Here is a 3,063-nt window from a genome sequence, read left to right as displayed (position 1 = left end):
GTATTGGAACTTTAGTACTTGGAATTGCTTCTATCATAATTGGTATTACATTATTTAAGAAATTCACTTTTATTAAAAATACTACTGCAATAATTGTTGGCTCTTTCATATACCAATTCACTATATACTTTGCAATGAGTTTAGGTATGTTATCAACTGATTTAAAACTGATAACTGCCATAGTTATAATAGCTTTCTTAGCTACTGGTAATTTAAATATCTCACTAAAAAAAACAAGTGCAAAGCTAGTACCAAAAATAAATCTGAAAAAAGAGGTGTTATAGATGTTACAAATTAAAAATATTTCAAAGAGTTTCCCAAATCCATATGGTCAACCCAACACTATATTTGAAAATTTATCTCTTAGTATAGAAGATGGTGAATTTGTAAGTATCATAGGTAGTAATGGAACTGGTAAATCTACTTTATTAAATATAATATCGGGTCTTATAAAAGAATCCTCTGGTGAAATCACTTTAGATAATACTAATATAACAAATTTAGCTGAACATAGAAGAACTCAAATAGTAAGTAGAGTTTTTCAAGACCCAAGTTTAGGAACTTGTCCTTCTATGACAGTTAGAGAAAATTTATCTCTTGCTCTTAATAAGGGGAAATTGCTAAATTTAAAGAGATGTCTTCGTCATAAAACAAATGACTTAGAGCACTTACTTGAAGGAATTTCTCTAGATTTAAAAAAATACCTAGATATTAAAGTACAGTATCTTTCAGGAGGTCAAAGACAATCACTTTCACTAATTATGTCTAGCTTAGCAAGCCCTAAGGTTCTATTATTAGATGAACATACAGCGGCACTTGACCCAAAGACATCAAATGAAGTAATTGAATTAACTGATAAAATTGTAAGAGAAAAAAATATAACTACTCTTATGGTAACTCACAACTTAAAGCATGCACTTCAATATGGAGATAGATTAATAATGCTTCATAAAGGTGAAGTTGTTTTAGATGTAAATGGTAGAGAAAAAGAAAAATTGACTATAGAAGAAATCTTAGAAAAATTTGAATATGCTGTTTAAAAAATAGCTATCACAATAATTTAATCTTAGTTTACTTACAAATTGGTTTATTTATAAAATATTTTTAGCAATACTACAACAATTCATATGAATATATGAACATATATAATAACAAAATTTTTGAGGGGGATATAAAAATGATTAATAAAAAAAGAATAGTAAGTTTAATTGTAGCAGGAGTACTAGGAGTATCAATGCTCACTGGATGTTCTCAAAATGGAGGTTCTGATACTTCAAAAGACAAAGAAAAAACAGACAATAAAGAAATAAAAAATATAGGAATCACTCAATTAGTAGAACATCCATCTTTAGATAAGGCAAAACAGGGATTCATAAAGGCACTAGAAGATAAAGGTTATAAGGATGGAGATAATATAAAAATAGACTTCCAAAATGCTCAAAATGATATGCCTACTACACAAAGTATCGCAAGTAAATTTGTATCTGATAAAAAAGATTTGATATATGCTATATCTACACCTTCAGCTCAAGCAGCTTATAATGCTACTAAAGATATACCTATAATCATGACTGCTGTTACAGACCCTGTAGAGGCTGGATTAGTTAAATCTCTTGAAAAACCAGGTGGAAATGTTTCAGGTACATCAGATTATCTTTCAATTGATAAAACACTAGAATTGGTTAAAACTTTAACTCCAAAAGCAAAGAAAATAGGTGTTATATACAATACTAGTGAAGTTAATTCAAAAATACAAGTTGATTCTCTACATGATTATGCTAAGAAAAATAATTATGAAGTTGTTGAAAAAGGAATCAGTTCTTCAAGTGAAGTTAACCAAGCTATTTCTAGTTTAGTTGGCAAAATAGATGTTTTGTATGTTCCTACTGATAATTTAATAGTTTCTTCTATGCCTATAGTTTCTAAAGTAGCTAATGAAAACAAAATACCTATAATAGCTTCTGAAGAAGGCTCTGTATCATCTGGTGCTTTAGCTTGTTGTGGAATAGACTATGAAAAACTAGGTTACAAGGCTGGAGAGCTTGCTATTGAAGTGTTAGAGGGTAAACCTGTTGGTGATATACCTGTTACTATGTTAGATGAAACTGAAATAATAATCAATGAAGATACACTAAAAGCACTTGACATGCAAAAGCTATCAGCAGATAATATAAAGTATATAAAGTCAGATAAAAATGCAAAATCTGCAGAGTAAAATGTAGTAAATTCAAAAAAGTAGGTAATATGAAAACTTTATATAGTAAGTACTCTTATCCACCCTAACCCTTTGAAAATTGTACTTATTGTAGCAATTTATTGCATATAAAGTTATTCATTTTCCATAAAAGTCGTCTATTTTGACGACAGATTATGAAAGTTGTATAACTTTCTAATCATTATTTGAGCTGTCTAAATAGAAATTTAAATTTCTTAGACAGCTTTTTTTTATAAATTTTAATAGCTACAGCTCTATCTTAATCCATATTTTCCTTTAATTAGATATTTTTTCACAAAAATTCCATTTAATTTACAAGTTTAGGATAACGTTTTTTTCAATTGATGTATTCTCTTTTAAAAATTCTATGTATATACTATGTAGTATCTTAATTAAATTTAGCAGTTGACTTTTATTATTGTATAATTTATAATTTATAACAAGTCAAGAATACATATAATTTTCTGACTAATTAAAATATTAAAAGGGAGAGATAATTATGAATACTTTATTAAACAATAAAAAATATTATTATTACTATAGCCACTATTTCTAGGGTTTGTACCTACGTTTTAACATAGATACAGACCCCTTAAGACTAGCAAAACTTTGGGATTGTATCTATGTAGGCTATATTGTTTATAGAGTTTTCATTTAACTATATAAGAGCCACATAGATTATACTATGTGGCTTATTCGTGTTTTTACCACATAGTTGTGTATACTATGTGGTTTTTTTATATACAAAATTAGCAAATAATTAAAATTATAAAAATATTTTCAAAGGAGTGTTTTATTTATGTCAGGTATTATATCTGTAATGACGCAAAGTTTAATTTTATCAATCA

2 protein-coding genes and 1 pseudogene are annotated in these 3,063 nt (G+C 27.5%); all 3 read left to right on the top strand.

Annotated features, from left to right (window positions below; all coding sequences use genetic code 11):
• Positions 1-284 (top strand): annotated as a pseudogene (locus tag KGF36_RS19790) (ABC transporter permease); the annotation flags it as partial.
• Positions 285-1,040, top strand: coding sequence for an ATP-binding cassette domain-containing protein (locus KGF36_RS19785; protein ID WP_227830491.1), 756 nt, complete (start codon positions 285-287; stop codon positions 1,038-1,040).
• A 137-nt stretch (positions 1,041-1,177) separates the two neighbouring features.
• Complete coding sequence (locus KGF36_RS19780) at positions 1,178-2,215, top strand: ABC transporter substrate-binding protein (RefSeq protein WP_227830490.1); 1,038 nt, start codon at positions 1,178-1,180, stop codon at positions 2,213-2,215.
• The last annotated feature ends 848 nt before the right edge of the window (positions 2,216-3,063 follow it).

The sequence above is a fragment of the Clostridioides sp. ZZV14-6009 genome (genome assembly GCF_020658095.1).
Lineage (GTDB): Bacteria > Bacillota > Clostridia > Peptostreptococcales > Peptostreptococcaceae > Clostridioides.
The sequence above is the reverse complement of the archived record's forward strand: the minus strand, read 5'-3'. Positions and strand labels throughout refer to the sequence as shown.

Bases quoted from the DNA above. Each gene is read 5' to 3' on its own strand.
- KGF36_RS19785 (WP_227830491.1), top strand. From the start codon at position 285: ATGTTACAAATTAAAAATATTTCAAAGAGTTTCCCAAATCCATATGGT.
- KGF36_RS19780 (WP_227830490.1), top strand. From the start codon at position 1,178: ATGATTAATAAAAAAAGAATAGTAAGTTTAATTGTAGCAGGAGTACTA.